Source organism: Vibrio atlanticus (genome assembly GCF_024347315.1).
Classification (GTDB): Bacteria; Pseudomonadota; Gammaproteobacteria; order Enterobacterales; family Vibrionaceae; genus Vibrio; species Vibrio atlanticus.
On the sequence record NZ_AP025461.1, the window covers coordinates 359,794 to 386,162 of the forward strand.

General features: G+C 44.1%; 25 protein-coding genes and 1 pseudogene. 16 read left to right on the top strand and 10 right to left on the bottom strand.

Going from position 1 to position 26,369, the window contains the following annotated elements; genetic code table 11:
- The first annotated feature begins 121 nt into the window (after positions 1 to 121).
- The 6 genes from OCV30_RS17320 (at position 122) to OCV30_RS17345 (ending at position 5,438) form a co-directional block, all read left to right on the top strand.
- Entirely contained in the window at positions 122 to 382 is a 261-nt protein-coding gene (locus tag OCV30_RS17320; protein WP_009845972.1) for a DUF5062 family protein, read from the top strand.
- Positions 383 to 850: 468 nt separating this feature from the next.
- On the top strand, positions 851 to 1,384 hold the full coding sequence (gene ectA / locus OCV30_RS17325; RefSeq protein WP_009845971.1) for a diaminobutyrate acetyltransferase: 534 nt from the start codon (positions 851 to 853) through the stop codon (positions 1,382 to 1,384).
- 35 nt (positions 1,385 to 1,419) lie between these two features.
- Positions 1,420 to 2,685 carry a diaminobutyrate--2-oxoglutarate transaminase gene (gene ectB, locus OCV30_RS17330; RefSeq protein ID WP_065679168.1) on the top strand — a complete coding sequence of 422 codons (1,266 nt, stop codon included), beginning with the start codon at positions 1,420 to 1,422 and terminating at the stop codon, positions 2,683 to 2,685.
- Between the two features lie 13 nt (positions 2,686 to 2,698).
- Positions 2,699 to 3,085, top strand: coding sequence for an ectoine synthase (locus OCV30_RS17335; RefSeq protein ID WP_065679169.1), 387 nt, complete (start codon positions 2,699 to 2,701; stop codon positions 3,083 to 3,085).
- 79 nt (positions 3,086 to 3,164) lie between these two features.
- Complete coding sequence (locus tag OCV30_RS17340) at positions 3,165 to 4,589, top strand: aspartate kinase (protein ID WP_065679170.1); 1,425 nt, start codon at positions 3,165 to 3,167, stop codon at positions 4,587 to 4,589.
- Between the two features lie 183 nt (positions 4,590 to 4,772).
- Positions 4,773 to 5,438, top strand: a complete 666-nt coding sequence (locus OCV30_RS17345; protein ID WP_065679171.1) for an HAD family hydrolase — start codon at positions 4,773 to 4,775, stop codon at positions 5,436 to 5,438.
- A gap of 222 nt (positions 5,439 to 5,660) precedes the next feature.
- Here the strand turns inward: OCV30_RS17345 and OCV30_RS17350 are convergent, their stop codons facing one another.
- Positions 5,661 to 6,236 (bottom strand): sugar O-acetyltransferase, encoded by a 576-nt coding sequence (locus OCV30_RS17350; protein ID WP_065679172.1) that lies wholly within the window; start codon positions 6,234 to 6,236, stop codon positions 5,661 to 5,663.
- A gap of 296 nt (positions 6,237 to 6,532) precedes the next feature.
- Positions 6,533 to 7,531 carry an adenosine deaminase gene (add, locus tag OCV30_RS17355; protein WP_065679173.1) on the bottom strand — a complete coding sequence of 333 codons (999 nt, stop codon included), beginning with the start codon at positions 7,529 to 7,531 and terminating at the stop codon, positions 6,533 to 6,535.
- A gap of 120 nt (positions 7,532 to 7,651) precedes the next feature.
- Between add and OCV30_RS17360 the strand changes: the two genes are divergently transcribed.
- On the top strand, positions 7,652 to 8,638 hold the full coding sequence (locus OCV30_RS17360) for a LysR substrate-binding domain-containing protein (protein ID WP_065679174.1): 987 nt from the start codon (positions 7,652 to 7,654) through the stop codon (positions 8,636 to 8,638).
- 86 nt (positions 8,639 to 8,724) lie between these two features.
- Here the strand turns inward: OCV30_RS17360 and OCV30_RS17365 are convergent, their stop codons facing one another.
- A complete protein-coding gene (locus OCV30_RS17365; RefSeq protein ID WP_065679175.1) occupies positions 8,725 to 9,516 on the bottom strand; it encodes an AraC family transcriptional regulator in 792 nt (263 codons plus the stop codon).
- Positions 9,517 to 9,614: 98 nt separating this feature from the next.
- Here OCV30_RS17365 and OCV30_RS17370 point away from each other — a divergent pair, with 98 nt between their 5' ends.
- Positions 9,615 to 10,748 (top strand): multidrug effflux MFS transporter, encoded by a 1,134-nt coding sequence (locus tag OCV30_RS17370; RefSeq protein ID WP_065679176.1) that lies wholly within the window; start codon positions 9,615 to 9,617, stop codon positions 10,746 to 10,748.
- A 230-nt stretch (positions 10,749 to 10,978) separates the two neighbouring features.
- Here OCV30_RS17370 and OCV30_RS17375 read toward each other — a convergent pair whose 3' ends face one another.
- The 4 genes and pseudogenes from OCV30_RS17375 to OCV30_RS17390 form a co-directional block, all read right to left on the bottom strand.
- Complete coding sequence (locus OCV30_RS17375; protein WP_065679177.1) at positions 10,979 to 12,487, bottom strand: SgrR family transcriptional regulator; 1,509 nt, start codon at positions 12,485 to 12,487, stop codon at positions 10,979 to 10,981.
- A 10-nt stretch (positions 12,488 to 12,497) separates the two neighbouring features.
- Positions 12,498 to 13,508 (bottom strand): Gfo/Idh/MocA family protein, encoded by a 1,011-nt coding sequence (locus OCV30_RS17380; RefSeq protein WP_065679178.1) that lies wholly within the window; start codon positions 13,506 to 13,508, stop codon positions 12,498 to 12,500.
- A gap of 113 nt (positions 13,509 to 13,621) precedes the next feature.
- On the bottom strand, positions 13,622 to 14,521 hold the full coding sequence (locus OCV30_RS17385; protein ID WP_065679179.1) for a homocysteine S-methyltransferase family protein: 900 nt from the start codon (positions 14,519 to 14,521) through the stop codon (positions 13,622 to 13,624).
- Between the two features lie 136 nt (positions 14,522 to 14,657).
- Positions 14,658 to 14,855 (bottom strand): annotated as a pseudogene (locus OCV30_RS17390) (IS110 family transposase); the annotation flags it as partial.
- An 89-nt stretch (positions 14,856 to 14,944) separates the two neighbouring features.
- Between OCV30_RS17390 and OCV30_RS17395 the strand changes: the two are divergent.
- Positions 14,945 to 15,334 carry a hypothetical protein gene (locus OCV30_RS17395; RefSeq protein ID WP_065679181.1) on the top strand — a complete coding sequence of 130 codons (390 nt, stop codon included), beginning with the start codon at positions 14,945 to 14,947 and terminating at the stop codon, positions 15,332 to 15,334.
- 141 nt (positions 15,335 to 15,475) lie between these two features.
- Positions 15,476 to 16,177 (top strand): lipoate--protein ligase family protein, encoded by a 702-nt coding sequence (locus tag OCV30_RS17400; RefSeq protein WP_065679182.1) that lies wholly within the window; start codon positions 15,476 to 15,478, stop codon positions 16,175 to 16,177.
- Between the two features lie 113 nt (positions 16,178 to 16,290).
- Here OCV30_RS17400 and OCV30_RS17405 read toward each other — a convergent pair whose 3' ends face one another.
- Positions 16,291 to 18,363 (bottom strand): alkyl/aryl-sulfatase, encoded by a 2,073-nt coding sequence (locus tag OCV30_RS17405; RefSeq protein WP_065679183.1) that lies wholly within the window; start codon positions 18,361 to 18,363, stop codon positions 16,291 to 16,293.
- Positions 18,364 to 18,551: 188 nt separating this feature from the next.
- Here OCV30_RS17405 and OCV30_RS17410 point away from each other — a divergent pair, with 188 nt between their 5' ends.
- The gene (locus OCV30_RS17410; RefSeq protein WP_065679184.1) at positions 18,552 to 19,466 is read left to right on the top strand and encodes a LysR family transcriptional regulator; all 915 of its coding nucleotides are present in this window, start codon (positions 18,552 to 18,554) and stop codon (positions 19,464 to 19,466) included.
- 88 nt (positions 19,467 to 19,554) lie between these two features.
- Here the strand turns inward: OCV30_RS17410 and OCV30_RS17415 are convergent, their stop codons facing one another.
- Positions 19,555 to 20,385 carry a DMT family transporter gene (locus OCV30_RS17415; RefSeq protein WP_029222796.1) on the bottom strand — a complete coding sequence of 277 codons (831 nt, stop codon included), beginning with the start codon at positions 20,383 to 20,385 and terminating at the stop codon, positions 19,555 to 19,557.
- A 266-nt stretch (positions 20,386 to 20,651) separates the two neighbouring features.
- Between OCV30_RS17415 and OCV30_RS17420 the strand changes: the two genes are divergently transcribed.
- From OCV30_RS17420 to OCV30_RS17440, 5 genes are all read left to right on the top strand, one after another.
- A complete protein-coding gene (locus tag OCV30_RS17420; RefSeq protein WP_017102273.1) occupies positions 20,652 to 21,041 on the top strand; it encodes a VOC family protein in 390 nt (129 codons plus the stop codon).
- Positions 21,042 to 21,092: 51 nt separating this feature from the next.
- On the top strand, positions 21,093 to 21,617 hold the full coding sequence (locus OCV30_RS17425) for a hypothetical protein (protein WP_065679253.1): 525 nt from the start codon (positions 21,093 to 21,095) through the stop codon (positions 21,615 to 21,617).
- A gap of 170 nt (positions 21,618 to 21,787) precedes the next feature.
- The gene (locus OCV30_RS17430) at positions 21,788 to 23,227 is read left to right on the top strand and encodes a 6-phospho-beta-glucosidase (RefSeq protein WP_065679185.1); all 1,440 of its coding nucleotides are present in this window, start codon (positions 21,788 to 21,790) and stop codon (positions 23,225 to 23,227) included.
- A 99-nt stretch (positions 23,228 to 23,326) separates the two neighbouring features.
- Positions 23,327 to 24,325, top strand: coding sequence for a LacI family DNA-binding transcriptional regulator (locus OCV30_RS17435; RefSeq protein ID WP_065679186.1), 999 nt, complete (start codon positions 23,327 to 23,329; stop codon positions 24,323 to 24,325).
- Between the two features lie 203 nt (positions 24,326 to 24,528).
- Positions 24,529 to 25,092: a sugar O-acetyltransferase gene (locus OCV30_RS17440; RefSeq protein ID WP_065679254.1), complete on the top strand. Its 564-nt coding sequence runs from the start codon at positions 24,529 to 24,531 to the stop codon at positions 25,090 to 25,092.
- 57 nt (positions 25,093 to 25,149) lie between these two features.
- Here the strand turns inward: OCV30_RS17440 and OCV30_RS17445 are convergent, their stop codons facing one another.
- Complete coding sequence (locus tag OCV30_RS17445; RefSeq protein WP_065679187.1) at positions 25,150 to 26,337, bottom strand: MFS transporter; 1,188 nt, start codon at positions 26,335 to 26,337, stop codon at positions 25,150 to 25,152.
- Between the last annotated feature and the right edge of the window lie 32 nt (positions 26,338 to 26,369).

The window sequence follows — 26,369 nt, forward strand, 5'->3', positions numbered from 1 at the left end:
TATTTGGAGTCCGTAACCTGCAATTTATCAAAGCGACTCCTCAAACTGAGAGCGAAGTAATCTTGTGAGTCTTTCGGTTTGATATACTCAGTGTTCATTCGATTAAGATGATGGAGATGATATGTCGAAAACCGCGAAGATCATTAATGAAGATAAATTGCTAAAGAAAGCTCTGGAAGTCGGTTCTAAAATGGCAAAGTTACAAGGCTTTGATTTGCCACACTCATCTCAACCTATAAAAGTTAAGGCTGTGTACTTGTTTCTCGTTGGAGTTAATCAGATCACGCCTTTACCTGAAAGTAAGCTTGATGGCGCGAATATTAAGAAGCGTTTAGCACTATGGATCCACAAGGCTCTGCCTGATAATGATCCCCTGAAGTAATTCGCGATTAACTCAGTGATTCGAATTTGTTTCTTTTGATTGATTGCCAATTTATGTTTACTTGAAAAACCTAGCTATCTCACGCTAGGTTTTTTTGTTTTAGGTATCTGCGTTTCAATATTAGAGCCTAAGCCATCTCTTTTTAGAGCGTCACTGTTTACCTTATTCAGTATTGGAGTCGTCGATATTTTTGCTGATTCCTATCCTTCCTACTCAGGCACTTGAACGCTGTATTTTATGAATTGCACTAACGATTTCCTTTCGTCTATTTCCTTCAAGACTCTCAAATTTATACCGACCCAATAAATACATTAGAACTCAAAGTATTATCTAATACATATAATACTTACGTAAGTGTGATCTGTGTCGCTAAAATTTGATTTTTAGCGCTAATGTGTTGATCTTTGTGTATGGGAAATGCTCATAATTAAAAGGAATTTAATTAGAGTTCAAAGGAAATGTCTCGGTATGATTACGTCAGCGCCTTGGATATTGTATCCAGAGGTTGTAGAAAAGATGATTGAAAAATGGAATTTTCGTGAGCCAGAAGTTTCGGATGGCAACAACATTTATCAATTAATTTCAGAGTGCCCCCCATTAGATACTAACTCTTCATATTGCAATTTCTTGCAGTCTACTCACTTTAGTAAAACTTGTATTTTAGTGGAGCACGAAGGTGACCTTGCTGGCTTTATTTCTAGTTACCAAAAACCCAGTGAGCCCAATGTTCTCTTTATTTGGCAAGTGGCGGTGGCGCCTAAGTTTAGAGGCAATGCTTTAGCCTACAAGATGCTGAACACCTTACTTAAACGAGAGGGCCTAAAGAGCATTGAAGCGATAGAAACGACTATCACTGAATCAAACCAAGCGTCTTGGGCATTGTTCAAAAAGCTGGACGAAAAAAACGGTAACACCGGGAAAGTGACTACTTTCTTAGATGAAAATCTTCACTTTAACGGGCAGCACGATACCGAATACCTCTATCGAATCCTCCTTAAATAATCAAACACTTATAGGAATTAAATAACGGCATTATCATGGATATTTTTAAAAAGCAGGAATCTAACGTACGTTCATACTCGAATAGTTTTCCAGTTACTTTTAGTAAATCAAAAGGTTGCTGGCTTGAAACGAAACAAGGTGATCGTTACATCGATTTTCTTGCTGGAGCAGGATCTCTCAATTACGGTCACAACAATCCAATACTTAAGCAAGCCTTGCTTGATTACATTGAAATGGATGGGATTACGCACGGTTTAGATATGCATTCAGAAGCCAAAGCTGAATTTTTAGAAGCGCTTACTCGCTTGATTCTAGAACCAAGAGATCTCAATTATAAAGTTCAATTTACAGGCCCAACAGGAACTAATGCCGTTGAAGCCGCGATTAAATTGGCTAAAAAAGTGAAAGGCCGAAGCAGCATTGTAGCGTTTACCAATGGTTTTCATGGTTGTACTGCAGGTGCACTGGCTGCTACGGGTAACCAGCATCATAGACAAGGCGCGGGTTCAAATCTTAACAACGTTACGCGTTTGCCATTTGAGGGTTACGCTGGCATTGATGGATTAAAATTGTTCGAAACGATGTTAGCTGATAATTCTGCCGGTATGGATAAGCCAGCAGCCGTCTTATTGGAAACGGTTCAAGGTGAAGGTGGATTGAATGTCGCTTCAAATGAGTGGCTACAGCGCTTGAGTAAAATTTGTAAAGCCCACGATATCTTACTCATTGTCGATGATATCCAAGCGGGTTGTGGTCGAACGGGTACGTTCTTTAGCTTTGAACCATCAGGTATCAAGCCAGATATAGTCACGCTGTCTAAGTCGATAAGTGGTTATGGCTTACCGATGGCCGTCGTTTTATTAAAGCCTGAATTAGACAAATGGCAGCCGGGAGAACACAACGGCACCTTCCGTGGTAATAACCATGCGTTCGTTACCGCTACGAAAGCGTTAGAAATGTATTGGTCAAATGATGATTTTGAAAATCATATTCAACGTAGCTCAAGCATGGTCGATGATGTCATTCAACGCAATATCAAGCGTTTCCCAGAGCTATTCGTTCAACGCAAGGGACGTGGAATGATGATTGGCATTGAATGTAAAGATGGAAACACGGCTGACGAAATTGCCAAAACGTGTTTTGAAAACGGTATGGTCATTGAAACAGCTGGCCCTAACGATGAAATAGTGAAGTTCTTTTGCCCACTGACGATATCTGAATCGGAACTGATGCAAGGTTTAACCATCTTCGAAGATTCAGTAGAAATTGTAGCAACTAAGTATTTCAAGAAAGTATCGTAATAGGGACAGTAAAATGATTGTTAGAACACTTGATGAATGTCGCAATAGCGAAAGACGTATTGTTTCGGATAATTGGGAAAGTACTCGCATGTTGTTGAAAGATGACAACATGGGTTTTTCATTTCATATCACGACAATTTATGAAGCGACGGAAACACATATTCATTACCAAAACCATTTAGAATCAGTATATTGCATGAGTGGTGAAGGCGAAATTGAAGTGGTTGGGGGGGATACTTATCCCATTAAACCTGGGACGCTTTATATCCTTGATAAGCACGATGAACACTATTTACGTGCGTATAAAAACAAAGAAATGGTTATGGCGTGTGTATTCAATCCGCCAATTACTGGCGCTGAAGTTCACGATGAAAACGGCGTTTATCCTCTGGTTGATTAACCGATTTTTTCTGGGGTGAAATCTCACCCCAATTTCAATTTATCTAGTCTTTATTGCTTCTCTATAACTAAGGTCTTTTATGACATTTACCGTAGAAAAAATCGGCGGTACATCCATGACAGCATTTGATGCTGTGCTCGACAATATTATTCTCCGCCCGAAAAATCCGTACAATCGAATTTTTGTTGTGTCAGCTTATAGCGGGATGACAGATGCACTTTTGGAGTGCAAAAAAACAGGCAAGCCAGGTGTTTATCAATTGATCGCAATGCGTGATGATTCTTGGGAAGAAGCGTTATCTTACATTGAAAGCCGTATGTTGTTGATCAACGAGCATATTTTTGCAGATCCTATGAATCGTGCGCGTGCTGATAAGTTCATCCGGTCGCGTATTTCAGAAGCGAAGAACTGTATTACAAATATCCTTGAAACGTGTCAATACGGTCAGTTTTCATTGAGGCATTACTTGCCTCAGATCCGCGAGTTTCTCTCTTCAATTGGCGAGTCACATAGTGCGTACAATACGGCTCTTAAATTGAAAAATATTGGTATTAATTCAACCTTTGTTGACCTTTCTGGTTGGGATAACAAGACTCCTCAGAGTTTGGACGATACCATCAGAGACGCTTTTTCAGACATAAATGTGGCTGAAGAGCTACCTATAGTGACGGGTTATGCCTATTGTAAAGAAGGTTTGATGCATACTTATGATCGTGGTTACAGTGAGATGACGTTTAGCCGTATCGCGACTATGACCAAGGCATCACTGGCTATTATTCATAAGGAGTATCACTTTAGTTCGGCCGATCCAAAAGTCGTTGGGGTTAGCTCAGTTAAACCAATTGGAGCGACTAATTATGATGTTGCCGATCAGTTAGCAAACCTTGGTATGGAAGCTATTCATTCTAATGCCGCAGCAGGGTTGCGCGAGAGTGGAATCGAACTACAAATAAAGAACACTTTTGAGCCAGAGCATGAAGGTACACTGATTTCTTCAGATTACCGCCCAGACACCAATCAGATAGAGATTATTGCCGGAAAGCAGAAAGTATATGCATTGCATGTATTTGATCAGGGGATGGTCGGTAAGGCTGATAACGTCAGTTATGAACTAATGGAAATTATCGCGGATGCGAGAGTTAACCTTATCGGAAAAGAGATGAATGCTAACTCTATTACGTATTATCTAGGTGGTAGTTCAGAAAGTTTAAATAAGGTGTTTTATAAGGCAGAGAAGCGATATCCGAAAGCCTCTATTTCGGGACGCATGGTCGCTATCATTTCGGCGATCGGCTCTCAAATTGACACCAATAAAACGCTAGCAAATGGTGTATTAGCTTTGATGAACAATAGTGTTACACCTATTGCGTTACATTCGTCGATGAGAAACGTGAATGTACAATTTGTTGTGAGCGACGATAAGTATCAAGAGGCCATTTGTGCATTACATGAAGAGTTTTTTGAACAAAAGCAAAAGGTCACATCATCAGTGAGTGCTGCTTAAATCTAGAGCGGTGAGCCTATCCCATCGACTAACTGAACGTTTGATCTGTAGGGTTGAGACTGCAAAAAATTCTGTGTAAAGGCCATTTTTATGATGGCCTTTTTCGTACCTGCTCGATGACATATTGTGATTTCAGTCCTTATTTTGTAAAACAAGGTTATGAACTTTAAGGTGCGGCATTTAATGTCGGTGTTGTTGTTATTTCACGCGAATAATTCAGGAGCAAGGTATGAGTACTCATCAAATAAAAATGTGGTATTTGACGTCGGCAATGTGATTGTACGTTGGTCACCGCTAGAAATTACTCGCCTGACTTTCGGGGAACTTGATGATCTGGAAACCCAAGCGCGTTCAATTTTCCAAAGTTCGATTTGGTTGGATTTGAACAAAGGATTCTTGACCGAAAGTGAGGCCAAACTTCGCTACCAACAAGAGTTAGATTTATCTTCATTAGAGTGCGATCGCCTGTTCTACTACGTAAAGCAAACGCAGATCTTGCTGTACGGTTCTGTTGACCTCATCAAGCAAGTAAAGCGAGCAGGTTATGCTGTGTATGCGTTAACCGATAACGTGGTTGAGATTGTTGAGTATCTAAAAGCCACCTACGAGTTTTGGTCATTGTTTGATGGAGCAACGGTATCGGCAGAGTTGGGTATGCTCAAGCCTCAACCTGAAATTTACCAAGCGCTGCTGTCTAATAATGGTCTTGAAGCTTCAGAAACTGTCTTCATTGATGATATGCCTTACAACGTTGAAGGGGCAAAGGCTGTAGGTATGGCCGGTATCCAGTTTAGTGATGCTGTGCAATGCGAGAACGCACTACGTGCTTTTGGCGTCGAATTGACGTGATCATGTAGCGAAGTGCTCAAATTATCTATATTTAGTCAGGTTTCTCTATGCGGATAGTCTAGGTAGAAAAGCTAAGTAGAAAATGACGGATAGAAAATATTGATAAAAGCGAAAATGAATCGGTTAAAAAGAGGTGATGTTTCATGTGAACATCGCCTCTTTTTGTATTCGTTGTTCTAAGTAGCTTTATTCTACGGGTGGGCTCTATTCTTCTATTTAGCTTTATTGTTCAGTATTCAGGTGTCGAATCAACTTGGCTGGTGTACCACCGTATAAGCAGTCTGGCGGTACATCGTTGTTGACCACAGAGTTCGCTGCAATCACTGAACGAGCCCCAATTGTCACGCCTTGGTTGATCACTGAGTTACCGCCAACCCACACATCATCTTCGATTGTTATTGGTAAACAGAAGGTTTCCCATTTACGGCGGCTACGATAATCAAGGGAGTGTGATGGCGTATAGAATTGCGCACTTGGTCCAATTAAAACATTGTTACCGATCTTGATGTTCGCACCATCTAGCATTACTACGTTCATATTAATGAAGGTATCGTCGCCAATCTCGATGGTTTTGCCAAACTCACAATGAAAAGGGGGCTGGATTAAGCTGCTGCTACCAACCTTACCAAATAGCTGCTCTTGCAATGTGTGTTGCTGGTCTGGGTCTTGGTGGTTGTTGAAAGCCATTAGCGACTTTCTGGCATTGGAACGCATAGTATCAATTTCTTGGTCTGCACCATCATACACTTGCCCAGATAGCATCTTCTCTAGTTCAGTTTTATCGTTTTTATTACTCATGCTTTCCCACTTTCCGAGAGTCTCGGTTTAATACCAATCGTAGTAAATAACTGATCATCCTAGCTGGTTAAAACGCTCAATAACTGCGTTAGAAATTTTGATTGTAGAATAACTACTTATCGAAAATTTCTGCCTTGTTCTTAAGCCTTTTTCCTGCGCTATTTATGATCACTTACTTACTGTGATTGGTATAAATGACGAATACTGCAAGATTAGCGATTTTCGGGCATAAAAAAAGAGAAAAGCCTCAGCCTTTCTCTTCCTGTTTTTCTACTTAGCAATCAAGATTGCATAAATTAGATTTGCTCAACGAAACCCATTAGGTGCTGCTTCACTTCGTCTGAAGCAAAAGCGCTCTCTACAGAGTATTTGTAGATCTCTGCGTAGTCTTCTTGTGTTAGGCCGAATGTTTCACACACACGCTTCACTTCGCTGGTCATGGTTGTGTTCGACACAGTGCGGTTGTCTGTGTTGATCGTTACAACGATGCCGTCTTTCTTGAATTCAGCAATTGGGTGGTCGCTGAACTTGTGAATACACTTAGTTTGCACGTTACTTGTTGGGCAAGTTTCAAGCGCAACTTGCTTCTCTTTAACGATGTTGTACGCGTCTTCGTTGCCTTGGATGTGAACACCGTGGCCGATACGTTCAGCGTCAAGCATTGTCACTGCATCGTAAACGTTTTGACCGTGCCATTGCTCGCCAGCGTGCACGGTAATGCGGTAGCCTTTTTCAAGAGCGTATTGCGTGTATTCAGGGAATTCAGCACAGAAGCCTGGTTTTTCACCGCCAGCAATATCAAACGCAACCACGCCTTTACCTAGGTAAGGTTGACCTGCATCGATTACGTCTTTAATAGAATCTTTAGGGAACATACGAAGCACAGACATGATGTAGTTGCCCTTGATGTCGTATTTCTCTTCAGCGCGCTTCATGCCTTTTACTGCGCTTGCAATGATCGTATCAAGAGACAGACCTTTATTTACGTGCAAGATTGGTGCGAAGCGAACTTCTAGGTACTTAACGTTTTCTAGTGCAGCGTCTTCGTAAAGCTCGAAAGAGATACGCTCAATCGCTTCTTCTGTCTGCATCACTTGTAGTGGCAGGCTGAAACAAGCCAAGTACTCATCTAGGTTTTTACAATCTTCTGGCACCGTTAGAGATTGAACAACCGCGTCGCGATCTTCAGGTAGTTCGATATTGTACTGTTTTGCTAAGTCAATAATCGTATCTGGGCGAACACTTCCGTCTAGGTGGCAGTGTAAATCAATCTTTGGTAGTGCTAGAAAATCCATGAGTATTCCTTAATTCTATTATTCTTTGAGTGTTTTAACTCACATGCGCTAAATTTACCAAGACAATGATATGATTTAAAGTGACAATTAATCATCATTAACCTGAATTTAGGGAATATCATGGTAGATGTTAAAAGCTTACTTAAATGCGATATGAATTTGTTGCTTTGCCTACACGTTCTTATTGAAGAGCGAAGTGTGAGTAAAACAGCAGAGCGACTCTTTTTGAGCCAGTCTGCGGTAAGTAAACAGCTCACTAAGCTGAGAGCTTTGTTTGATGACCCGCTATTTGAGCGAGAATCCAAAGGGCTATTCCCCACACCCAAAGCACTCGCGTTAGCGCCTAAGATCCATCAAATCCTACTGCAAATCGAAAAGCTGACCGTTCCCGAAGTTTTCGACCCTAAAGACAGTGAGCGTACCTTCACTATAGACCTTGTCGAAACCGCGTACACGGCGATTTATCCGCATTTTATGCCTACGGCACTTGCTGATGCGCCTCACATCACCATCAACAGTTCAACGTGGAGCAGTGATAGCTTCAAGCGCTTACTGAAACGTGAAGTGGATTTCGGTATCGGTATCTTTGAGCTGGATGAGCGCGCTTCTACCCACGTCCAGTGTATTCCTGACGAGCTGGATTATGTGGAACTGTGCTTGGACTACTCGGTGTGTTTGATGCGAAATGACCACCCAGCCTTGCAAGAAGAGTGGAACCTCGACACCTTCTTGAAGTATCGACACATACAGTTGGTGACGGGCGGAGCAGGTGATTGGCTTCTAATGGAAGTGCTAAATTCCAAGCAATTGGAAATCAACAAAGCCGCTAACGTGTCAGACATCACCAGCGCGATTAAATTGTGTAAGCAGAGTGATCTGTTGATGTGTTACCCATACAACTCGGTACGCGATTACATTGATAGCGGAGAGTTGGTGATGAAGCCCGTTCCGGTTGATTTGGTGCCAGGAGGCTTGTTCTTGCTGTGGCATAAATACTTCGATTCAGAGCCGAGCCATAAGTGGCTCCGAGATTTGATAGTCAATAAGACCCAAGACACCCCTGATGTCAGTCACAACTTGTCAGTCACAACTAAAGCACTTGATTAGTTGAATACCTATTAAAAAACCAGAACGCGTATTCTGTTTTTTTTGTTTTTGAGATTAGAGGGAATATGTGAGTTTTGGCTCGAGAGTTAAGTTCTTAACTTAGCGAAAGCCAACGGCGTTTGCCCAGTTTGTTGCTTAAAAAAGGCAATAAAGGCGCTATCTGAAGAGAATTCAAGACGATGGGCAACATCACTGACAGGTAAGTGTTGGGCGAGTAGCTCAATCGACTTAATGAGTCGCCATTGCTGACGCCAGTCTTGATAAGTCATTCCTGTTTCAGCCCTAAACAATCGCGTGATAGTTTTAGTGCTCGCCCCAACCGATTGAGCGAGTTCATTGAGTGGTGGAACCAAGAAATCTTCTCTTCCAACTTGCTCGCTAAAACGTTTTAATCGGCGATCTGTCGGCAGTGGCAATACCAAAGATTGCTGCTTCGCTTGGTTGAATTCTTCCCAGAACAACGTACAAGTTGTGGTTGTTTTATTCATGGTGATATCCCAATCCCACAGCGCCATTTTGTTGATCAGTGCTTTCAATAAATCATCGACTTTGACTGTTGTGATTTCTGGCGGGCACTCGAACAGAGCGGTATCAAAATATAAAGAACGATAAGAGACCACATTGGTCATCTGCGCTCGGTGCGGCACGTGTGGCGGGATCCACACGGCTTTGGTCGGCGGTAAAATACACAGAGCATTGTCAAGCGTGAGCGTAATACAGCCGTATGGCGCGTAAAGAAGTTGCCCTTTATTGTGCTGATGGATTCCAGAATCATGCTGTCCGAGATCTGCAGCAATCCCCACGACGTTTGCTTTGATGCCATTTGCATCAACGATTGAATCTACGTCAAATACGGTTGTTTCATTGATGAATGCCATTTGTCTCAATCTTGATGTTTTTGGTTTTAATGTTGTTAACGAGTCAAGGTTAGTTTCCACTAGACTGCCCGTCAAGTTGATTGATATTGGAATAAATGATGAAAACAAAACCTTCGCTATGGCAGATGATGGTGCTACTGATGTTTCCGCAAGTTGCAGAGACCATTTATAGCCCGGCTTTAGCTTCTATTTCGCAGTCTTTTGCCGTGACCAACGCTCAAGCCGCCCAAACCCTCTCGGTTTACTTTTCGGCGTTAGCGATTGGTGTGGTGGTATGGGGAATCTTGGCCGATAAGTGGGGCAGACGACCAATCATGCTGCTCGGGTTAACTATCTTTGCTTGTTCAGCAATAACGGCAATGCAAACCGAAAGCTTTACTGTTTTGATGTTGGCGAGAGCTACGAGTGCATTTGGTATCGCCGTTGGTTCTGTGGTGACACAAACCATGCTCCGTGATGTGTTTAGTGGTGATGAGCTTGCTAAGGTTTTTAGTTTTATGGGAATTGGACTATCGATCAGCCCTGTTGTCGGGATGCTATTAGGTGGTCAGCTCGTTCATGTGGGCGGTCACCAAGCAGTATTCTCTGCGTTGTTTGCATTGGTCATGTTAGTGCTAATTTACAATGTAAAGATGCTCCCAGAAACTCAGCAGGCAAAACAGCCAACGCAACTTAAAGCGCTGGGTTTTAAGATGTTAAAAGATCGCCAAATTTGGACCTCTGCCATGCTGGTGGCGTTGTACAACATCGCGCTGTTTTCTTATTACCAATTAGGCGCTTTTACTTTTTCAGAACTTGGGCTCAATGCAGAGATGTTTGGCTATAGCGGTGTTGTTTTGGGATCAGGTACATTCCTAGGCAGCTACCTAAACAAGATACTATTAGACAAAGGTTTTTCTCAAAATACATTACTCAGCGTTGCCTGCGGTTTGTTGATGTTTGGCTCTTTGGGCGTGTTAGCGATGCAGCATCATATTGGGTTCCTGTTACCAATGATGTTGGTGGTGATGGCGTTTGGTATCGCAATCCCTAATGTTTTGAGCGGTGCGTTGGTCGACTACCGTTCACAGGCGGGCAGCGCTGGCGCGATGTTAGGTTTGCTTTATTATTTGATGATTGGCTCTGGACTGGCCGTTGTTGGTATGGTGCAAAACTTAGGCGTGAGTTTGGTGTGTTGCGCGCTAATTGTGGCCGCTATTACTTTCACATCCAAGGTTAGAACTCGCTGTTAGTATTGGCTCAACGTTCGGCTCATTGATGACTTTAATACACAATCCTGCTTTTTGACCGAAGCAGGTTTTTAGGTTTTTCTCTAGAAGAAAGATCATATTGTCGCGGTAATACAACCAGTCTCTGCAGAGCGTATTGGTAGTGGCTCAGACTCAAGTCACAGCTATGCGATCGTCGGCTAAGCTCCATTATATGAAAGTAGGTAAGGCTAGCAAACTTGTCTAGCCATAAATCACAAATGGTTGATCCATAATTGGTCGAGCTCACACCAACCAAAGCCATTCACTTGTGCGCCGTGTATCTTTTCAGAAACCTCTAAGTTGAACGCCTCTTGTTTGAGCTCAACCACAACCCCAGAGTTATTCAACCAATGCTTGAGTGCTAACAGTGCATTCATCGCTAACTCAAAGTTTGGCTGGCTTCTTATTGAGGCTAAGCCTTGTTCTATTGTCTCTAGCATCTCAGTTGGCAGCGCTAAGTCCTCAAAGGGGAAGCGAGTGAAAAAGCTTAACCACGAAGTGAAGGGGTCGTTCTCATCAATAATGCTGCATAGCACGACGTCTTTGGTAGTTAGGTAGTTCCCATATTCCACGTTGGTTTTGCTGTCGCCGGATACTGATAATTGATCGAAAAGGGTTTGGCATTCAGAGGTGTCTTCAACGGTGAATTCACGAACTGATTTAGTTAATGCTGGGTTCTGAACCTTGAAAAACGTTGAACCGAAATCCGGTTGGGAAGCATGGTCATCGCCACGCACGGTGGTCGTCTTTTCGGGCAGTTTCACACACACCTGATTTTGAGCGCAGGCTTTGCTTTGTGCCCACTCTGGATAGACCCACAACTCGACTCGATTGAGAATCGGCGTGCTGTGTGAATAGGCGCTATTACGGGTCAATCTCAACATTTTGCTTGAGAATATGTCTAATGAGAACGCGCCAGAACCAATCAGCCTATCAGTCGGTGATGAGGGATCAAAGACGGAGGCTTCAACTCTGGAAAGTAAGCGCGGTAAATGCCAATCAGGTTGATTTAATTTTACGACAACCACATTACCTGCCGAGGCAGAGACCTCATCAATATGCTGATAACAGCGACGCCATATTTTGCTTTGGCAGAGCGAGTTTAGGTTGCGCGTTATGTCTTGAGGTTCGAGTGTTCGACCGTTATGAAAGTGAACACCATTGCGAATCTGAAATTGCCACTGTGTCGCATCTTCATTAGGCTGCCAATGATAAGCCAGATCGCCGCTGAGTTTACCGTGCTTAACTGAGGTTAGGCGTTGGCAAACTTGCATCACTAAGAAGCGTTCGGTGCGTCTAAGTACTCGTTGAGGGTGAAGAGCCTCGAGTTCTCGGTGAAAGGGGATGTACGCGATATTCTGCGCCGACGGATTGGTATTGCTTAGAAAGGCTTGTAACTCAGCGCCAGCATTGCGGCCATTGAAGCTTAAGGTGCTAAACACCTGTTCTATATTACCCGCATCGGCTTGGGTTTGTGTGTATTGGTAACACGCCTCAATGGGCTCAACCAGACACGTGAGTTGTGCTTTCTTGCTGCGGCCTGAGCTGGCTTGCCACTCAATCCAACCTTGTGCTGTCATCGCTTTTATTAAGGTCTGAACATGACGTTCACTCACATGCAGCAGTGTAGCCAGTTGGTTGACCTGACAATGCGATACTCCAGGCCCAAAAGCCTGAAATATCTTTTCATACAGTTCAAGCTTGCGCTTAAGGTTGCCCAATTTGCTTTTCCTAACGACGAGGTTGAGTTAAGTGTTGATAGCCAGAGTCAATGAGTGCTTTTTCCATCGTGTCGAGAACTTGAGAGGTTATCTCTGAGCTTAGGATATCCGATTCAGTTTTTTCTTGAAGCACCAAACCTGAAAAATGGTCGATTTCAAATTCGAACCCATTGCCCGTCACTCGTTTGTTGATGGTCGACTTTTGCCCTTGATGTTCAATCTCAATAAAGGCTGGATTCCACCATTTTTCGTGAATGGTGATTTTGGTATCAGGCCCAGTCAAGTGTGCCGTTCGGGGAAGGTTCTGCACTGTTGATGCCGATATCTTACCGTTCATATCACCAGAGAATGTAAAGCACGCATCGGTATCGACATTCGCGCCCTCATACAGACACGACATCTCTACCTGAGGTTCTGAAGGGGTCACCCCCAGTGTTCTGCACAGATCGTAAAAGAACCAAAGCCCATAGACCCCAACATCAAGCGTTGCTCCGCCTGACAAATCCGGATTGAAGATAAATAAGCCCGGCTTATAGTCATGATGGTTACCAAAGCTGGCTTCGATTGAATCTATCTGAATGTTGTTGTCGACCAAAAATGATTGAAGCTCACGATACGCGGGAAACACCACGGTTTTCATTGCTTCTAGCAACATCACACCATTTTGATTTGCGAGAGCTTTCATCTCCAGCCAATCATCAAGATTGGTGAAAGCGGGCTTCTCGACCAATACGTGTTTTTTATGGCTTAGAAACAGTTCAGCTAAAGGCTTGTGATAAGGATGAACCGTAGCGATGTAAACCGCTTCAACACTAGGGTCATTCGCCATGGCTTCATAAGACCCATAAGCCTTGTCGCAACCAAACTTATTGGCGAACGTCGCTGCGCGTGAGTGATCTCTTGCGGCAACGGCATACAATTCACCATGCAGACAGTGCTCGATTACAGCTGTTGCGAATCGATTGGCGATATTGCCTAGCCCAGCGATACCCCATTTAATTTTACGTTGCGTGTCGCTCATCAGTTGCTCCAAATCGTTGTTTTGTATCAGTGTACTCAGAGACGCCACATACAAATAGAGAACAGATTTCTCAACCTGTTCTCTATTTATTTTATTCTAGTTTAAGCTCAGGATTAGCTCTGTAGGGAGCGTTTCCAATCGGCTAGGGCTTGAATGTGTTTTGGCCCAATGCCACAACAGCCACCGATAATATTCGCGCCAAGAGCGTGCCAGCGTTTAGCGTAAGTTAAGTAACCTTGGCCATCCAGTTCACGCATTTCTTGAAATATGCCATTCGCTTCATGTTCGCGGCTGATCGGTGCAAAGTTATTGGCGTAGACACCAATTTCTAAATCACTACCTAACTCACCAATCACTTGCTTAGCATCGATAATGGCTTGATCCATCACTTCAGGCACTGAGCAGTTAAACATAATGCCTTTCGCGTTCGATTGGCAGGCAAGTTTGATGGCGTCTGTTACGCTCTCGCCAGATCGAATATGGGCAGAATCGCCCTTGGTGTCTTCCAAACTGAATGCGTAGTAACAAGGTTTATCTGACTGCTTAAGAACCGCATGAATGGAATCGAATTCTTGTAGGCTACAGATAGTTTCTGCTATCCAAAGGTCGATGTTCGGGTCTTGGGCATCGTAAAGCGTTTGGATGATTGGCGCTGCTTCTTCTACCTTGAATAAGTCTGGTCGGTAGCTGCCAAATGGCGGTGGAATCGCGCCCGCGACTTTTACGGTGTGAGATGCATTGTCAGCAACTGCTTTAGCCAGCTCACCAGACAGTGCTGCGAGTTCAAAGCCTCGTTGCTCGAACAGTTCTTCGCCTAAGTGAAAGGGTACACACGCGTAGCTATTGGCGATCAGGATTTCAGCACCTGCATCGACAAAGTTTTGATGCGCTTGGCTAACAAAGTCGGGTACTTCAATCAGCGCTTGAGCACTCCAAAGCGGTTGAGAAAATGGCGCGCCGATTTCTTTGAGTTCTCGGCCCATGCCGCCATCAAGTATGGTTAGTGTTTTCATATTCAATACTATCTAAACAATTGCTGAAGTTCTGCCGCCACCATATCAGACAACCTTGTCAGACAGAAGCAATCAAGCCCCTGTGTTATCGAGAAAAGGTGTCGGACTGTTTTGGAGATAGCCTCGGCATAATTTAGATCACCCTTTCCCAATAATGTGCACTACCACACGCATCAATATCTATACGCATGAGTGGCATATTTGCTATTTTAGTCAGTAGGTTAGAGCGAGTTACCGACTTATGAAGTATAACCTTACCTTTTTGGTCTACGACATGAAGACTAAAGTGGTTTTTAGCTAGGTCGATACCGCAGAAATAAGAATAATCAGACATGGTGCCTCCGATGCATTTAAGTACCACATAAGTGTGGCAGATCCTCGGTAGGGGGAATCCATGTCATTCGTTATGCGAATGGAGGCAATATGATTTTCAGTTGGCTTAAAAACTACGTTTCAATAGAGAGGAGAATTGAGTCTCATCCTAAGTTCATCGATGCTTTTAACATAGTTGGGCACGTTTTAGATGGTGATAAAACTAAAATATTTGATGGCGTAGAGGTCTCATATTCGAAAGCTGTTCTAATATTGTGTGTACGTGACGCCAATGAATATTACCAAGCTTGGGAATCGCCAGAATACCCATATCATGAAGATGCATTGAATGTGTTGAAAGCAGAATGCAGTCGTATTTCTGAGTTGATCGATAAACGTATTGAAATTCGAGACTACTCTTCAGAGACTCGAACTCATGAAATTGTTGAAGTTTACAATGAACACCATAGACAGTTTGTTTTGGAATCTACTAACCTGTGAAAATTCGCATAACAAACGACTATGGCACCAATAATTAAATTTTGGTGCTGTTTCCATCCCGTATAGCGACATCGACATATCTCGTAAACTATCTCAGAACGCTAAATACTAAGTCACCACAATCTGTAGAGGAAAAGTGCATTGAAGTTAACGAATAAACTCGTGCGTTACCCGCACATTGATGTTGATCGTGCGTTTGAAAAAGAAGCTGAGTTATTGCAGCAAATACAGGCTGGTGAGATTGGACAAGCCTTAATGCTGTGGCAAGCAAAAACGCCAACACTCGTTTTGCCCGCAGGTAAAAAGTGGCCAGTGACCGTAGAATCTAGACAGCAACTCGCGGAACAAGGTTGGCAACTCACCTCGCGTAAAACAGGTGGCGCTCCCGTTCCCCAATTACCGGGAATCATAAACCTATCGCACATTTACCATTGGCCTCGTGATCAAGCCTACAACATCCAAAAAGCGTATCGACATTTATGCGATGTATTAACCTTGTTTTTTAAGGATCTGGGCATTGATGTGGATGTACACGCAACCCCCGGCTCTTATTGTGATGGTGACTACAACCTCAATATCAATAAACAAAAAATAGTGGGTACTGCGCAGCGTGTATTGCTTAAACAAGGGGGCGGCCAAATTGTACTTTCGCAAGCTTGTATCTTGTTAGATGCCGACTTAGAGAACATCGTTGCGCCTGTGAATTTTTATAATCAAATTTGCGATAACCCGACCGTGGTGAATGCGCAGGTTCATACTCCGCTGTACGCTCATCTGAAAACCCTACCCAACGTAGACTCACTCTTTCAGAGGTTAAGCCAAGCCTTTATCAAGTATGCATAATGCTCCCCTTACAAGAAAGCCCCGACCAAAAGGTAAGGGCTTGTTGTGTGTTCTTTATCGAACGTTTTTCTAGCTAACTGCTGTCGTTTTTATCTATTTAGTGTATCGGACGTTTAATGCGCGTGCACAGCTGAATCTTGGTATAGCTCTGCATCCACTTCTTCGCCTTTGTTTGGACGAGGAACAATCTCAAAAGAGGTATCAGCTTCAGTCAATGAAGACAGCAGTTTGTTCAACGATGTTTTGTCTCCTTTCACGCCCGCTTGGCCATCTTCCAATAATTGGTTGAGTGTCGTTTTCTGCAGTACGATGTCTGATACATCTGATTTGTTGATGATCAGTGTGGTATCGGCACCTTGCAGGTCAGTTACTTGAATGTTGTTCAGGTTGCCATTCGACATCTCTACGTAGTAGAACTCTTTCACATCAGGTAATTGGATATTCATGGTAAACGGTGTGTCTTGCGCCTTCAATGAATCCACTTTTACCGCTAAGTAATCCAGCAAGTTTTCGATGGTCATGTTCGCCAAGACATCCGGAGAAGCCGTTTTTGGTGCGCCCGGCTGTGTGCCGATGCGCAGTTCTTGAGCACCTGTTAGATAGATGTTTCTCCACCCTGCGCCTTCTGATTGATAGCCTAGCTGTTCATAAGTATCGGCCAGTAAACCACGCGCTTTTTTGTTCTCTGGTTCCGCTTGGACAACCTTGTTCAGTGCTGTTGCAACGAAGCGATATTCGCCTTCTTGGAAATCTTGCTGCGCTTTCTCAATCACTGCGTCACTGCCACCCATGTATTCAACAAACTTAACCGACTCTGGGTGAATCTGTAGCGGGTTCAGATTCGCTGGGTTCATGTCGAAGTAACCAAGGTACATGTTGTACACCGCACGAGCGTTATGCGAGTAGGTACCGTGGTAACCATTGGTGTGCCAAGACTGTTGAATGCTGTCTGGCATTACCTTGTAAATTTCGTCACCGATGTCTTGTAGAACCACACCGTTATTGGCTAAACGAAGTGTTTGATTATGTGTGAAACCGTAAGCATCACGTTGCATTTTTAGGTAGTCAGAGATCTCTTGTTCGCCCCAAATTGGCGATGAGTGAGAGGCAAATAGCACCTCGGTATCTTCACCCCAAGTGACCAACATCTCGTTGATTTTCTTAGACCACTTCAAGCCATCACGTACTTTTGCACCACGTAATGTGTAGAGGTTGTGCATGCCTTGATACGTTAGCTCACCAGTCCAAAGTGCCTTCATGCTTGGAATATAGGTCACCATTTCTGATGCCGCTTCAGTACCTGATGCATCCATGAATTGCATCTCTAGGCCGTCGATAACCAGCGTTTCAATTTCTTCGTTGTGGTTAAGTTCGTAATCCGGCAATACGTAAGTAATGGTGCCAGTCGACAAGCCTTTCGCGAGTGCCGCATCCACAATACCGTGCTCATGACGATTCAGTGTTGCGCCATATTGATAAGCGGTACGTCGAGACATCGCATTACCTGCCAGTACGTTTTCGTCGACGATTTCTTTCGTGATGTTTTTCGAACCGTATACTTTTACATCTGGATACGCGTCTTTGATTGCTCGTGCACCGCCAAAGTGATCGGCATGTGAGTGTGAGTAAATCATCGCTACTACAGGTAAGTCGCCACCATCAGGCACGTTGTTCTTAAAGAACTTTAATGACTTAGCTGCGGATTCTTTTGTGAGAAGAACGTCGTAAACAATCCAACCATTGTCACTGCGGATGAAAGAAATAGACGCTAAATCGGCACCACGTACTTGATACACTTTGCCCGGGACAACTTCGTACAAACCTTCAGCAGCTTGGTTCAGCACGGCTTGACGCCAAAGCGAAGGGTTCACTGAATCGGGCGCTTGATCGGCATTGTTCACGCTAGGATCGATGAAGTTGAAGCTGTTACGAATAATATCGCCAGTTTCTTGATCGAAGCTCGCAATCAATCCTTTGTTGTTATTTTCGAACGCGCGAGTGTCGTCGAAGTTCAGCGTTTTCGCGAATTCTTGGTTTGCTTTCGTCGTCATCTCGGTCGCGTCTTTGCCACCCTGATCGCCGATATCGCTAAAGTGTGCGTGGTCATGGTTAGCTGCAACAGCAGGAAACGCAATAGAGATTGCTAGGAACAGTGATGCATTTTTGAAAGTGCGTGATGGAGTCATAGGTGCCTCTTCAATTCGGGATTTCGTTTCGTTGAGGGAATTATATGCCTAAGACATATAGCAAAAAATAAAGTAAGCTTTAGTTAACACATCACGATTGGCTATGTATTGAGTCGTACAATGGTTAGGGAACGAAGATAAAACCTGACCTATGATTGATTAAGAGCACATTGACAGGGAGAGTAACGGTGAGCGCCATGGAAAAGTTGGATTTAAATCTACTGAGCGTGTTCTTAGAAGTGTACCGATTAAAGTCGATCACGCTTGCATCAGAATCGCTTGGTATGACTCAACCCGGTGTCAGTGGGGCATTGAAACGGCTGCAAATACAACTGGGTACAGACCTTTTTATTCGAGAGGGTCGAGGTATAACGCCGACCAATGCAGCGATGCAGTTGGCGTTACGTATAGAGCCCGCATTGGACGGGATAACCAGCGCGGTCAGTACCTTAAAGCAGTTCGATAATCAGCAGCATCATGTGTTTCGAATTCTGGTCAACGAGATCGGTTTAACCAAGCTTCAGCCCCTTGTAGAAAAGGATGATACGCTTGGTAATATCTCAATTGAATTCAATATGGTACCAAGCAATGAGGAAGACCTTCTACAGAGTTTGAGCATGCAGCAAGCCGACTTAGCGATCGATATTCACTACCCACAAGTGAATGGCTATATGAACCAGCAAGTGATTGAAGATGAGCTCGTGCTGATCGCCAAGAAAGGGCATCCAAGGATTGATGGATCGGTAACGGAAGCGCAGTATTATCATGAGAAACACATCACCTTCAGAATGCGTCGCTCTCACCTTTACACCGCGGATTACTTTACAAAAAATCCGATACAGCAGCGAAAAGTCAGTTCCGAATGTGATTCATTAATGACGATGTGTGTGTTGGTCTCTGGCTCCGACTGTGTTGGTAGTACATCTAGAGGTTTTGCTAATCAGTTTGCGGAGCGATTCCAACTGCAAGTTCTCGAGCAGCCTTTTGAGGTATTACCGATGAAACAGTATATGATTTGGCATAAACGAACAGACTTAAACCCGGCACATCAATGGTTAAGAACCAAGATTCAACAATACATGACGGGCTCTCAAAGCTGTTAACGATTCAATGAAAAACGGCTTCCATTTGGAGGCCGTTTTTGTCTCTGTTACTTGAGGGTCTTAATTAGGTTTTTTGGATTCAATCAACTTATTGTGCGCGTTTCTGACGAGCGGCTTTGAGCATTTTCATTGGCGACATTCCTGTCACCAACATGGTGCCGGTGATAACCAGAATTGAACCAACAATCGTATTGATGCCAATTGCTTCATCTAAGAATAAGTTACCCCAGAGAATACCAAATACCGGAATGATGAAGGTTACGGACAGGGCTGAAGGTGCGCCGAGTTCAGAGACGAGATTGAAGTAAAGTAGATACGCTAACCCAGTACATACCGCGCCTAATAAGATAACCGACGTAGTGATCGTAACGTCGGGTGTTTCTCTCATCGGAATAAAGAATACAAATGGCAAAACCAGCAACACCGCAGCCCACATGCTGCCATGAGCATTGTTGAATGCCTCAACTTTAGGGGCTTGTTTGGTATAGTTTGACGCTATTCCGTAGCTAAAGGCCGCCATCACTGCTGCAAAGATAGGAAGCATAGCCTCACGGCCAATGTTCATCGCATCCCAACCGACTAACACGCCAACTCCCGTTACCCCAATCCCAAGTCCCAATAGAACTTTCGCCTCGAGTGCTGTTTTGGTCCATATTGCACCAATGATCGCCGCCCATATTGGCGCGGTAGAGTTCAAGATGGCGAGTGTCGAGGCGTTCAGTGTCTGCGCGGCATAAGCGAAAAGCAAAAAAGGAAGTGTGGTGTTAAACAGCCCGAGAATGAAGAAGTGTTTAGCGTGATCATGAAAAGAGAGCTTCTTTTTTAAATAGAAAGAAACTAAAAGCAGAGTAAGTGCTGCAAACAGAACTCGCGCTTCAATCAAGACTGCGGGCCCTAATGGATTAGCGGCCATTCTCATGAAAAGAAACGAGCCTCCCCATATAGCCGCAAGTAGTATCAGTTTTAAAAAGCTCACAGTTTGAATCTCAGATTGTGTAAAACACCGACTATGGATCAAAGCTATGTATTGCACAAATTTAGATGTTAATACTGTGCAGCTAATTGTTGGTATTTTGATAACGGAACTGACCATTAAATAGGAACACTTTTGATGAATTATGTTCTGTTTATCCTTCCTTGTCTGACGAGTAATCTAGTGTCATATGTAAACATTAGGTGATAAAAATGAAGATCGAACACATCGCAATTTGGACCAAACAACTCGAAGTGCTTAAACGTTTTTATGAGGATTACTTTGGTGCAACGTCCAACCAGAAATATCACAATCCAAGCAAAGGCTTCTCTTCATATTTCTTGTCTTTTGAAAGCGGTAGTCGCTTAGAGATCATGGAAATGTACTCTGTCCCTGAATCGAAAGACGATATCTATGACCAGTTCACAGGCTTCATCCACATGGCGATTTCATTAGGGTCGGAACAAGCGGTCGATCAACTGACTCAACGTTTGGTCGAAGACGGCTATGAGCGCTTAGATGGCCCAAGAAGAACAGGCGATGGTTATTATGAGAGCTGTGTGCTCGATCCTGATGGTAATCGCTTGGAACTTACCGTTTAATGTAGAGACTCAATTGAGTTACTCATCTACTAACGGAACTGAGGTATGACAATGATGAAGCTTGCTGTGACTTTCCTTTTTAGTCTTGGGCTTATGGGATGTGCTACCTCAGAACCTGTGTATGAGCAGGAGACGGACTCGAAACCTGAACCATCACAACCCATAGGTTACCTCGGTTTTAAAGCTCACCAAGAGTGGGCCATTCAATTTAACGACTGTACGGTCTATGATTTAACAGGCGCACAACCTTACCAGTGGTTTGATCGCACTTCAGCCTCTGTGAGCTGTTATACGTATAAGCCAAACGATGCTATCAAGACTCTGTTGGTTTACTCCGATGCTGATTTCAACAGCAATAAACTCACTCCAATTGACCGTTTTCAAGAGTTGCAGGTATCAGAGTCAGGCTGGGGCAGTTTTCCTGCCGTCTACGAGACCAACGGCACCAATTGGCTGAAAGTCAAAGAGGGTTGGATTCACCTCACACTAGCCGATCAGACTTTGGTTCAGTTCTATCCCGGAACTCAAGACCAATCTAGCAAACACACACATGATCAATATTTTGAAGAGCACTGATCGTAACGCTGACTTTTGATTAGTCTGTAGTTCGATCAGAAAAAGATCGTTTAGTTATTGCTGAAACCGGTTTCAATCTGTATCTTTGCCTTTATTGAAATCGGTTTCAGAGTTGTGAACGCAGCTCTAATCCTGCTCTTTTTTGCGAATAACTTGTAGCGAGTAATGGTATGAACAACGAATTTCCGAACGATTTTTTATGGGGTGGTGCGGTTGCAGCGCATCAGCTAGAAGGCGGCTGGGATGCGAATGGTAAAGGTGTCAGTGTTGTTGATGTATTAACAGCGGGCGCTCATGGTGTACAACGTCGAATCACCGATGGTGTGATTGATGGCGAAAACTACCCCAACCAAGTCGCTGTTGATTTCTACCATCGCTACAAAGAAGACATTAAGTTATTCGCAGAGATGGGTTTTAAGTGTTTTAGAACCAGCATTGCGTGGACGCGTATTTTCCCAAATGGCGATGAAGCTGAGCCGTGTGAAGCGGGATTAGCGTTTTATGACGATCTGTTTGATGAGCTATTGAAATACGATATTCAGCCTGTGGTCACACTGAGCCACTTTGAAATGCCTTACCATCTAGCTAACGAATATGGCGGCTGGATGAACCGCAAAGTGATCGACTTCTTCGTTAAGTATTCAACTACGGTGATGGAGCGATACCAGCACAAAGTGAAGTACTGGATGACGTTCAATGAGATAAATAACCAGATGAACACCTCGGCAGACATCTTCGGTTGGTTATGTTCTGGCGTGAAGTTCCCACAATGTGAAAAGCCGCAAGAAGCAATGTATCAAGCGGTTCACCACCAGTTTGTTGCAAGTGCTTTAGTGGTTAAGAAAGGTCACGAGATCAACCCAGATCTTCAGATTGGCGCAATGTGTGCGATGGTGCCTTTCTACCCTCGCTCTTCAAAGCCAGAAGACATCATGGTGGCACAGCAAGCGATGCGTGATCGTTACTTCTTCTCGGATGTGATGGTGCGTGGTCACTACCCAAATTACGCCAAGCGTGACTGGGCAATCAAAGGCTTCAACATTGAGATGCAGCCTGAAGATGAGCAAATCTTGAAAGAAGGTAAAGCGGATTACTTAGGCTTTAGCTACTACATGTCGAATACTTTGGATTCTTCTTCGCATCAGTCAACCGAAGAAGCAATGGACGGCGGTCATGAAAACTCGGTCGATAACCCGTTTATCCAGTCTAGCGATTGGGGCTGGCCAATTGATCCAACGGGTTTACGTTTCTGTTTGGCTTCTCTGTATGAACGTTATGAAGTGCCATTGTTCATCGTTGAAAACGGTTTTGGCGCTGTTGATACCATTGAAGAAGATGGCAGCATTAATGACGACTACCGTATTGCTTACCTTGGCGACCACATCAAAGAGATGAAAAAAGCAGTCGTAATCGACGGTGTTGATTTGATGGGTTACACCCCTTGGGGCTGTATCGACTTAGTGTCGTTTACCACCGGTGAGATGAAAAAGCGTTATGGCTTCATTTATGTAGATAAGCACAACGATCAATCTGGCTCACTAGAACGCAAGCGCAAGAAGTCGTTCGAGTGGTATAAAGGCGTGATTGCATCTAACGGTGCCACTATTTAGAATGCATTTCCCAGCGCAGTTATGTGAACTGTGAGCTGTCATTTTGCAATGAATTAGTCGGCCTATGTCGGCTAATTTTTTATAAAGGAAAAGAAGCGAATGGTAACCATGCTTGATGTCGCGAACCGCGCAGGCGTATCTAAATCGACCGTTTCTCGTGTCTTAAATGGCAAGAACATCGTGCGCCCAGATGTGGTAAAAAAGGTATTCGATGCGATTCAAGAGACGGGTTATCGGCCAAACTTGTTAGCTCAGCAATTGGCGACCAAAAAAACCAATTTCATCGGCTTTGTGATCACCAATGAGTTGTTCAATGGCCCTTACTTCTCTTCCTTGATGTATCACGCGGCTTCTTATAGCGAAAAGTCGAATCACCAATTGGTGATCACCGACGGCAAACACAGCGCAGAAGACGAAATAAAGGCGATCAATTTCCTGCTGGATATGAAGTGCGCGGGCATCATCATCTATCCACAGTGCTTAACCGAAAGTGAGATTGCAAAGATCATCGAAAGCACTGACACACCGATTCTGGTACTCAACCGAGAAATGCCGTCGAAGCCCAATCATGCTATTACCACCGACCATTATCAGAGTGCTTGTCTGATGGTAGAACACATCATCGAGCAAGGTCATACAGATATTGCGGTCATTCGTGGTAAAGCCGGCTCTTCGACCGATGAACTGCGTTACCAAGCCTATCAAGATGTGCTAACTAAACAGGGTATTGCATTGGATGACTCCAAAGTAGCTCAAGGTGATTGGACGATGGAGAGCGGTTACCGTGCCGCGCAAGCTTTAGTGGAAAGCAAAGTAAGCTTCACTGCGATCTTGTCTGAAAACGATGACATGGCGATTGGCGCGATCAAGGCGTTAACGGAGCTGGGATATTCATTGCCGAAAGACATCTCAATTGTTGGATTTGATAACAGCAAAGTCGGCGCGTTCTTAACGCCAAGCTTAACCTCTGTGAGTGTGCCATTAGAGCAAATGACGCAAAAGGCGATCCTGAAAATTGTCGGTGAAAAAGAGCAAGCGACCACTATCAATACCACTGGCAGTTTGGTGTTACGTGATTCGATAGCGAAGCTAAATTAGCACTGATCGAATTTCATATTTCACCTACAAAAAGTGACGAGCTGCGCATCTCTTCAACCAAGCTCAAACACTCCTTATTCACTGTTATTTAGATGTGCGATATTGCGTTTTTTTGTCGATGAATTGACCACCATTAGTTAAGTAATGTGAAACTAGATCAGTAATATGAAAATAACTAATTGATGCGAGAACAGGTAAGTAACGTGAAAACAGAAAAACAAAAAATGCTAGCAGGCGAACCTTATCAGGCTTGGGATAAAGAGCTTTATGCCGCTCGTATCGAGTGTCGTAAGGTGCTTCAAAAACTCAATAACAGTATTCCTGACACTCCTGAATGGGAAGCGGCAACGCAAGCGCTCATTCCAGGCTGTGAAAATGCGCACTTAGAACCTCCATTTCGTTGTGACTACGGCTCGAACATCAAGCTGGGCAAGAACTTCTACGCTAACTTTAACTGCGTGATTTTGGATGTGGCTGAAGTGACCATTGGCGACAATGTGCTGCTTGGTCCGAACGTTCAAATCCTGACCGCAGGTCACCCACTCGATGTGAAAGGCCGAGTAGAAGAAGGCGTCGAATTTGGCACGCCAATTAACGTTGGTGACAATGTTTGGCTTAGTGGTGGTGTGATCATCTGCCCTGGCGTGACCATTGGCGAAAACAGTGTGATTGGCGCGGGCAGTGTGGTAACTAAAGACATCCCAGCCAATGTGGTTGCCGTCGGTAATCCATGTAAAGTGCTGAAATCGATCGATAACGGACAATAATCAGATGTAAATGACGAAGCCCGAACCTAGGTTCGGGCTTTGTTTTTTCTATCCTTGCTAGATGCTAGACGGAACAGCTTGTTGTGCTTGCTTCTTATCTAACGCACCACTGAATCGAGTCAGAACAAGAGCGATCAAAACAATCACAGCACCTACCCAAGGGGTGTTCATTAATCCAGATTTCGCGACAATCAAACCACCGCCCCATGAGCCTAATGCAATACCGACGTTGAAGGCTGCAATGTTCAATCCAGAAGCGACATCAACGGCGTCTGGTGTGTATTTCTCAGCCAGTTTCACAACATATACTTGTAGCCCCGGAACGTTACCGAATGCAAATGCACCCCAAACCAAAATAGTCCCAACGGCTGCATAAGGGTTTACAGCGGTAAAGTTGAATACCACCAGTACTGCGGCTAAACCAGAGAAGATAACGGTCAGCGCTTTAATCGGGCCTATCTTGTCAGCCATTTTTCCGCCCCAGATGTTACCCACCGCCACTGACACACCGTAAACCAACATGATGAGACTGATTGAGCTCGAATCAAACCCAGATACGTTTTCCAGTATTGGAGCAAGGAAGGTAAAGGCTGTGAATGTGCCGCCATAACCTAGTGCTGTGATAGCGTAAACCAACAGTAATCGTGGTTGAGTTAGAACTTTCAACTGTGCCGAAATCTTCGCCGCAGGTGGTTGCTTAAGGTTGCTTGGAACCAAGATAGCGCTACCGATAAGAGCAATAAGACCAAGCAGAGCAACGATCAAGAAGGTTGCTTGCCAGCCAAAGGTTTGGCCGATGTAAGTGCCCAGTGGTACGCCGGTTACCAATGCAACCGTTAAACCCGTAAACATGATCGCGATGGCACTGGCTGCTTTATCTTTTGAAACCAAACCTGTCGCGATGGTCGATCCGATCGAGAAGAACACACCATGGGCAAGGCCAGTCAAAATTCGTGCGGCGATCAGCGTGTTATAGCCTGGAGCTTGCCACGCCAATAAGTTACCAATGACAAACAATGCCATCACGGTCAGCAACACCGCTTTACGATTCCATTTGCCAGTTAATGCCGTTAATACTGGTGCGCCAATAGCAACGCCAAGCGCATATAAACTAACTAATAAACCTGCCGATGGCAGAGATACATTCAAGTCGCTCGCCATGGTAGGAATCAAGCCTACGATGACAAATTCTGTGGTTCCGATGGCAAAGGCGCTGAGCGTCAATGCAAGTAATGCTAATGGCATAATCATCTCTCTTACTGTTCTTTGCTAAATAC